The following is an 8,404-nucleotide window of genomic DNA, read 5'->3' as shown; positions in this document are numbered from 1 at the left end:
GCTACACCGCAGAGTCTGCGATTTCCTTCTGTCAACACAACTACTTGATTTCGTTGTCGTTTTCAGCAGGAGGCGAATCATAGCAAATCAGACCGCGATCCTGCAAGGCCAATTTCAGCGACGTGTATCCAGATCACCAAGCAGGTCGGTGGCCAGTGCCTCTTCGTCGATCGCCCTGCGATGGGCTTGCATCATCTGCGCCAGCGCGCCATCCCACCCGGCGTCGACCGCATTGCCGATGAGTGGACGAGTGGCCCCGGCATTTCTCTCCAGCGCCGCACAGTAGTCGCCTGCGAAAAACCGCCAGGGCGCCGCACCGAACATGCCGGTGACGATATTCGCGATGGCAATTCCCGGCCAGTCGAAGTCGCCGTGATAGCGCAAGCGGGCACCCGCCGTGGCCAGTTGCGACAGAAGCGCCCGCTGAGCCGCCGCGGGCATACCATCGGTGCACACCAGCGGCGCGCAATCACACCCGAGGGCGTCGGCGGCGATCGCCACCAGATTCGGGTTTTCGCAAACGAACACGTCGCGCGACGCGACCTTCCAGACGGGTGGCGAGCGCATCAGCGCACGCAGCGACAGGTAGGCCGGCTCGCCCCTTGGAACGATCCCATCCGCGCTGGCAGGCAGGTTGAGGAACAGCACCGGGCGCGCCAACTCGTTGACCATCACACCTGCCGCCGCCCACAGTTCGCGGACGGTCTCCTCCCCTTCCCCTCCCTCCTCGCCCGAACGTCCATGCCGAAGGACCGCCAGCACCATGGTCGCGACCGGGCTGCCCGGGTCGAGTGCGTGTGCGTCGCCTAGCAACTGTGCGGCCAACTGGGAACGCGTGACGGCTGCCGCCGGCAACTGCGCCAGCACGGCCTGCACCCGCCCGACCAGCTGCTCCGCGGCCGGCAGCCGTACTGCAAGGCGCTTGAGGAGGCCCAGGCCGCGGCCGTCGGTCAGGAAAGCGCGCAGCCCGGGGTCTGAGGTCATCCTGCGCACCGCGTCCCATTGCCTTGCAGCTTCGGCGCGTGCGGCGGCGAGGTCAATCACCGGCCCGTCGAGCAGTTCGAGCGCGTGCCGCAAGGACGTCGCCAGTCCGGCATTGCGCAGCAGCGCGTCCAGTTCGGCGATATCGAAGCGCATCGATCCGGCATCGCTCGGGCGCCGGCCCAGCAGACCAGCGAGGGCGTCACGCTCTGCTGCATTCAGATCGGCGAGCGTGACGACGCCGGCGCTGCGGCCGCGTCCATAACGCGTGCGCAAGCGCGTACGCAGCCCGGCCAGGGCTGCGCCGCCCAGCAGGCGCACCAGTCTTGCGTCGGCGTCGTTCATTCGTTCACAGGTGCGTCGGCCACCGCCGGAAAGCGGCGTGCGCCATCTTCTTCGAGCCGGCGCGCGCGGCCATCCCAGCTCCAGCGCGACACATAGACGGCATCGATGCCCTCATGCCGCTGCAGCTGGCAAATCGAGACCCCCGGCAGTTCAGCGTAACAGGCCCATTCGCGCTCGCTGGTCATGACGAAGTCCAGGTCGAATTCGCGTATCAGGGCCATGCAATGCGCGCGTGCGGCGTCGTCGATGCCGGCAAAGGCTTCATCGAGCAACACCAGGCGCGGCGCATGACGCGATCCCGCATGGGTATAAAAACTCGACACCGCCGCGAACAGCGGCACCGTCAAGCCAAGCGCGCGCTCGCCGCTGGAAGCAGGACCCGACAGGGGCCGCCATTGTCCGTCCTGCCAACGTTGCACCCGGAAGCGATGCCAACGCCGGTAGTCAAGCGCCCGCGCCAGCAGTTCGAGCAAGCTGCCGCTGCGGCCGGCGTCGTCGCGCACGCGCTCCGCCTCGATCCGGCTCTGCAGCATCCGGCCGACCACTTGCCGGTCTTCGGGAGACCATGCGTCGTAGATGGTATTGAGCAGGCGTTTGCGCGCCGCGTCCAGCCCGACCGGGGCACCCTCGCTGCCCTCCTCCAGCCCTTGCCACAGCAGTCGAAAGCGCACACCGGTCGAGGTCGGGCGTTTGGCCAGTTCGGCATTGATGGTTGCCACGCGCCGGTCCGCCTCCTGCAGGCGGCGCTGGATCGCCGCCGCCACTTCGGCCTGCAAGTGATTTTCCAGCACCTCGGTTTCGCGCGCAGTCAGAAGTTCGTGCCGCTGCGCGATCTCGGCGCGGATGGCGGCCTCGATCAGGTCCGGGCGCTGGGGCCGGTTTTGGTAAATAATGGTGACGATCATGCCGTGGTCGCTCGGTTGGGCCTGGCCCTGGTGACCAAGCGCCGTGAGCGCGGTCAGCAGATCGGAATAGTCGCGCGAAAACGCGCTTTGTACACGCGACCAGTCGGCATCCTCGGCCTCGACGTCCTGCAGCAGCTGCTCGGCGCGGCGCGCCACGCCGAGCGCCGGTTCGATGCTCCATGGCGCCCCCGGCAGCTCCAGCTCGGGAAGCGCGACGGCCAGCAGTCCGGTGGCGTTAAATTGCTCGAGCCCGTGCACCGCATCGTGACGCAGCGCAGTCCGTTGTTCCAGGGTAGCTGCCGCATTCTCGGCCCGCTGTTCGCTGCGCGCGCGGGCCTCGCTGGCTGCGCCAAGCTGGGCGCGGCCAAGCTTGAGCGCCCCTTCTGCGTCGAGCACCGCCTGGCGTACTGCCGCCAGCCGCGCCGTCAGTTCGTTTACCTGCGCGCCGACGCGTTCACGCAGCGCGTGCAGGCGGGCCTCGGCGTCGCCAAGCGCTTCCACGCAGCGCGCGTGCTGCCCGAGGCGGCCGGCGAGATCCCGGTTACGCTCGTCGGCACGCTCCTCCTGGCGGCGCCGTTCCGGCAGTGCGTGCCGAACTTGCTGGGCGTGCAGCAGCAGCTCTTGCAGTGCCTGCCCGGCCGCGTCCAACGCAGCCGACACCGCCGCCAGCGCATCGGCGGCCGGCGGCAGTTGCAGATCGTCGGCATCGCGTTCGAGCGCACTGCGCGCCGTGCGCCAGGACTCGGCCGCGGCGTCCAGGCGCGCTTTGGCCGAGTCCAGTCGTTCGGCAGCCTGGCGCCGTTCACGCTCGAACGCACCAACCTGCACATGGGCGCTACGTAAAGCGGTGTCCGGCGGCGCCGCATCCCACTCCGCCGATGCCCGGCTACGCCGCTCGGCCAGCAGTGCCAGTGCGGCTGCCAGCCTGACTTGTTCCTGCGCCAGCGCCGCCAGCATGACGCCAATCTCCTCCAGCCGGCGCCGGCGGGCCTCGGCCCGGCTGGCCGCACCGATATATTCGGCGCTGGGCTTGTTCCAGGCGCCGCCGAGCGGACCGATGCGAAAGCGCCCATCCGGCGCGACCCAGGCCTCGGCGCCGCTGTCCTCGGCGCAGCAAGCGACCGACGCGAGCAATCGCTCGACGTGTGACGTGTCGACTGCGCCGGGCTGCGACGGTGCCAGCCAGGCTGCCAGCGATTCCGGCTGCGGCGCGCGTGCGCCCAGCAGCGTATCGAATACCGGTGTGCCCGCCGCGGCGTCGATGGCGCCGTCCGGACCGACCCAGGCGTCAAGCAGACCGGCGGCTTCGAGTGCCGCTTCAAGCCCGGCGCGCACTGCCTTGTCGTGCACCGCGTCGCGGAACTCGACCAGTTGCCAGAACGGCGCCCCCGGTCGTCCAGCCGGGCGTGCGGCGGGGTCGCGCGGATACGGCGCCGGTGGCGCGCTGTCTTCGCCTTGTGCGAGCCGGCCACGCTCCTGTTCCAGCGCGTTGGCCTGTTCAGCGAGAACCGCGCGGCGCGCCAGCACGGCCGCCTCTTCCTGCGCCAGTTGCATGCTGCTGTCGTGCTGGGAGCGCATCAGCGCGCTGCGGGCCGGATTTTCGCCGTCCAGGGTACGGGTCCAGTCGGCCAATGCCGGCAGCACCGCCGCGCTGTCGAGCGCGAGTTCGCGCAGCCCTGCCGCGTGCGCTCCCCATGCTTCCACCATCTGGTCGGCCTGCGCGATCAGTTCCGCTTCACTGGCCGCGACCCGCGCCGCCGCATCGGCAAGATCGCCGGCGCTCTCGTCTCGCCTGCCCTGTGCCGCCTCGCGCGCCTGAGCGGCCATATCGAGCTGCCGCAGGCGGCCCTCGACCACGGCGAGCTCGGCCCGCCGTTGCTGAGCGAGCTTGCGCAACGCGCGCTGAATCTGCTCGTACCGGGCCGCGTCGAGGCCAGCCAGGGTGTCGGGCTGGGCGAAACTGGCCGTGGCCGAGACGAAGTCGTCGCGACCGGCAAGGCCAGCCGCATGGCCCGCCTCCTCGAACATAGCGACCGCCTGTGCAAGCGAGACACACGCTGCATCGGCGCGCTCGGCGTACCCGCGCAATGCCTCGGCGTCGCGTGCTTGCCGTTCCCGCGCGTCGCGAAGCGCAGAGTCCGCCATCGACAGTTCGCGCGTGCGGACCGCGAGGTTTCGCTCGAGTTCGTCGATGCGGTTGGCGTCGCGCATAAGCGGATCGGCCTGCATCTCGTCGAGCGCCGCGCGGTCGCGCAGTTGCTGCTGCTCGGCCGCTTCGAGCGCCTGGCGCCGGACGGCCTCGGCGAGAACATCCGCATCGCAGGCTGCACGCGCCTCGTTCAGGTCGCGGCTGGCCTTGTCGAAACCGGTCTGGGCAGCGCGCAGCACGCGCGCCTGGCGCCGGGCGTTGACCCGTGCGTACTGGCGGTAGCGCCGGTTGAACTGACCAATCGCTTTTGCCAGCTCATTCAGTTCGGCCAGCTGCTGGCCATACTCTTCCAGTTGGTTCATGGCCTCCGCCACGTCGGCCAGCAATTCGTCCGGCAGCGGCGCCAGCGCCTCGGTCAGCGCGTTCGACAGACTGTCTTCGTTGGGCTTTTTGGAGAGCTGCGGCTGGCGCAGCTGGATCAGCGTATCCATCAGTGCCGCATAACGCGCTTCGCCGAGGTGGAACAGGCGTTCGTCGACGGCGCGCCGGTAGGCTTGCGCAGTATCGAACAGCTGGCCGCTGCCGTCGAGCGCATGGGCCAGGCGTTCCTTGCCCAGCACCGCGCGCTGTTCGTTAATCAGCCACAGGTCGCGCCCGACACGCTGGCCCTCGGTGACGAAATACCAGGTGTCGACCTGGGTGCGGGCGGCGACTGCCGACATGCCGCAGCCGAGCGTCAGGTAGCGTGGCTGGCCATCTTCGGCGATGCGTCCGAACTCGATCCAGGTATAGCCGATACGCCGCTCATGTTTGCCAAGCAGCAGATTCCAGGCCATTTTCTTGGTGGCGTCGCCGTCGGGCTCGATGCGCGAGGACTTGATGCTGGCGTCGAACAGGAAGGGTAGCGTGAGCGACAGCACCTTCGACTTGCCGGTGCCATTGTTGCCCCGTAAAAGCAGGTGGCCGTCGCGGAACCAGAACTCTTCGCTATCGTAGTGGAACAGTTCGACCAGGCCGGTACGCAGCGGTTGCCAGCGCGTCCGGAGCGGTTCGGGAAGCGCCGGCAGCGCAGGTGCGGCTGCGGTCGAAAACAGGGAATCGGGCATCAGAAAAGACCATCCTGGGCGCGCTCGGCGCCCTTGGTTACGGTGCGCTTGCGCGCCACCGGTTCGGCGTCGCCGAGTGCAAATCGGGCCAGCGCCGGAAGCGGATACACCCCGCGGACGTCGCGCCGTATCAGGTGCAGCATCTCGAGCCGCGCCAGCGCGTTGCGCGCCAGTTCAGTTTCGGCGCCGGGCTCGCGCGCCGCTTTTGCCCAGTAGCGTCCGTATTCGGGGATCATGCCGCGCACCGCGTCGGCGACCGCCGCCTCGCTCATCGGCCCATCCCGGTCCGCGCGGCCGGGCTGGGCCAGGAATTCGGCAACCAGCAAGGTGACGTGCGATGCGGTGCCGGCCGCCGGCATGGCGACGTCGGTCAATTCGCCGCTGTCGTCGACCAGGGCCAGGCCTTCGGCGCGCTGTTCGGCGCCCAGGCCGGTGGCCTCGCCGAGGCGCGCGGCAAGCGCACCGCGCTGGTTCTGGAAATAGGCGCGCAAGGCCGGGCGGTCATCGAGCTCGTCGAGATAAACCACCGGATCGTCGAGCAGTCGGCGTGCCAGGTGATGGCGCATCGCAGTGCGGCGCCCCTCGTCGCTGTCGGGCGTGAATTCCTCGGTCAGGGCGGCAAGGCGCGCGTCGAGGTGCACCGGCGCGTGCTCCGGCGCCCAGGTGGAGGGGCCGCGTGCAGCCGAGAGCAAGCCGGCCAGCGCGCGGCGCCGGACATCGTACAAGGCGTCGCCGACCTTGCTGACGAAAGCGTCTTCGTCGCCTGCCACCCGCAGCAGCACCCCGAGCGACAGCAGGTAGCGGCAGATCGCGACCAGTTCGCGCCGCTCATGGTGGCTGTCGAGCGTGAAGCTAAAGCCACGCGCGCCGAGTTCCGGGTCGGCGGCCAGGGCCAGCAGCTTCTCGCCCAGGGTGCGCAAGGTAATTTGCGGGTCGGCGCGCTCCAGGGCCGCGCAGGCCAGGCAAAACAGGATGTAGCGGCGCCGGTCGAAGTCAGCCGCGCCGCGCGTGGCGTCGCCCAGGTCAGCGGGCCGCTTGTACAGGCGGGCGCAATCGCGCTCGACATGCAGGATCCAGCCGGCGGCTTGCGAGAACCAGTCGCGCAATTCGCGTTCATGGCGGCGCACGGCATGAAATGCTGGATGCGCCGCGGTCATCAGGGGGCACATCAACAAGGCGCGCAAGGCGTCGCGCCGCTCGTCTTCGCGGTGGCGCGTGAGTACGTCCTTGACCTGTGCGGCGTCGGCCGTACCTGCGCCGCCTTCAGGCGCGGCCATGCGCGTCTCCCGTCGCCGTGATCGTCAACATGTGATCGCGCCCGGTGAAGGTGCCGAAACTCGTCTGGATGCTGGCGGTACTGCCGGCTTCCAGCGGCACCAGGCGAATCTGCAAGAGGCCGTCCGCACTCTGGCATGATACCTCGGCGTCCGGACGCGACTGGACGACGAGGGCCTCGCCGAGCAGGTTGAGGAACAGCCGGAAGGCCTGCGCATCGAGTGTACCCAGTTCCGACAGGCGGGCCGCCTGGCCGGTGGTGAGGATCGCGCGCGCGGCGTCGATCTGGGCGCGCTCGGCCGACACCCGCGCGGCCAGCATGGCGCGCTCGGTGTCGCGCGCACGGACATGTGGCGCGGCGCCGCGCGGTGTCATCTCGCCCTGCTCGCGCAGGCGCGGATGCACGCGCACCGGCGGCGCGTCAGCCCAGGCGGTGGATGCGGGAACCGGGTCGGAGGTGGCGGTGTCCGCTTGCAGGCTGAAGTGGCGGGCGGGATTGAGTGCGAAGGAGGCGCGCCACAGGCGATGCGCCTCGGCGTCGTCGTTGGTATCGGCGAACCAGCGCGCCAGGAGTCGAAAGTCGGCCGAGCGGTCGCTGCGCCCGCTGCGCCGCTCGTTCAGGCTGGCTACTGCGGCGAGCAACTGGGGGATCGCCGCCCTCACCTTTGCACGCAAAAGTTCCGACTGCGCCTGGATATGACCATCGCTGATGAACCAGCGCGACAAGCCACGCCAGCGCTCACGCCAGACTGCAACCCGCTCGGCGAGGGCGGCCTGCTGCTCGGGCTCTTCGCCGGGCGCCGCATCACGCCGTTCGCGCTGCGCAGCGAGCAACAGGAGCGGTTCGATCCGGTCATCGAGCTCGATCAGGCGGCCGGCAATCGCGCCCGAGCGCCCCACCAGGTCGCTGACGAAACGCTGCAAGTAGTCGATCAGGCGCTGCTTGAAGGCGATCACGGCCTGCACGTCCGCCTGCTGCAACTCGATGGTGCGGGCGACGCTGGCCATGAACGCCTGCGCATTGTCGGCGAGGCCGTCGAAGACGCGCACCAGATCGCGCAAGGCGGTGTGCACCTTGGCCTGGTCCGGGGCGGCTTCGGCCGCCAGTGCCAACAGTGCATTGAGTTGCGTGAGGATATCTTCCAGGGCCACCGTCTGCAATTCGCTCTGGCGCGCGAGGGTCCGTGCAAATACCGCCAGGCCCGCCTCGACTGCCTCGCCGCCGAGCGAGAGCCGGTAGAGAAATCGCGCGCGATAAAAATCTTCGACGCTCGAGACGCGGGCCGTATCCGGATGCGCTTGCAAATTGCCCCAGTCGGCCAGCTGCGACAAGGCGTGCTGAATGTCATCGAGCGAGGGTGTGGCGCCAGGCCATCGCGCTTCGATCTGCACCTCGTCCGGGCGCAATTGCAGCCTGAACTGCCTTTTCGCAGCCGCGAAGGTGTCCATGATCGCCCGGTACGACGCCGCCTTATCAGCCGCCACATGGCGAAACAGGTCTCCGGCGGATTGTGAGAGCGTGGTCATCGTGTTCGGAGAGCAGGTCGATCAATCCACGACTATAGTGCCAGCTTGCGTGAAGGTCAACGCAGGGCGAGTGGACGGAAAAAAACCCGCTCAGATCGCTGAGCGGGTTTTTTCTT

5 protein-coding genes are annotated in these 8,404 nt (G+C 68.8%); 1 reads left to right on the top strand and 4 read right to left on the bottom strand.

The genetic code is table 11. From position 1 onward, the window contains the following. Positions 1-114: 114 nt before the first annotated feature. Genes ACHAC9_RS24065 through ACHAC9_RS24050 form a run of 4 tightly spaced genes read right to left on the bottom strand, consistent with a single transcriptional unit; the run spans position 115 to position 8,210 of the window. Positions 115-1,326: a TIGR02679 family protein gene (locus ACHAC9_RS24065; protein WP_435764278.1), complete on the bottom strand. Its 1,212-nt coding sequence runs from the start codon at positions 1,324-1,326 to the stop codon at positions 115-117. Further along, positions 1,323-5,486, bottom strand: coding sequence for a TIGR02680 family protein (locus ACHAC9_RS24060; protein ID WP_435764276.1), 4,164 nt, complete (start codon positions 5,484-5,486; stop codon positions 1,323-1,325). The genes ACHAC9_RS24065 and ACHAC9_RS24060 overlap by 4 nt, the downstream gene beginning before the upstream one ends. Continuing rightward, a complete protein-coding gene (locus ACHAC9_RS24055) occupies positions 5,486-6,763 on the bottom strand; it encodes a TIGR02678 family protein (RefSeq protein ID WP_435764274.1) in 1,278 nt (425 codons plus the stop codon). Before ACHAC9_RS24055 ends, ACHAC9_RS24060 begins: the two co-directional genes overlap by 1 nt. Beyond that, positions 6,750-8,210 (bottom strand): TIGR02677 family protein, encoded by a 1,461-nt coding sequence (locus ACHAC9_RS24050; protein WP_435764271.1) that lies wholly within the window; start codon positions 8,208-8,210, stop codon positions 6,750-6,752. Before ACHAC9_RS24050 ends, ACHAC9_RS24055 begins: the two co-directional genes overlap by 14 nt. On the opposite strand from ACHAC9_RS24050, the gene ACHAC9_RS24045 reads away from it, so the two are divergent. After that, positions 8,209-8,404: hypothetical protein (locus ACHAC9_RS24045; protein WP_435764269.1), on the top strand; the 196-nt coding region annotated here is incomplete at its 3' end. The two genes, ACHAC9_RS24050 and ACHAC9_RS24045, sit on opposite strands and share 2 nt — an antisense overlap.

Source organism: Massilia sp. CMS3.1 (assembly GCF_051262535.1).
Classification (GTDB): Bacteria; Pseudomonadota; Gammaproteobacteria; order Burkholderiales; family Burkholderiaceae_D; genus Telluria.
This window is presented reverse-complemented; position numbering and strand designations above follow the sequence as displayed.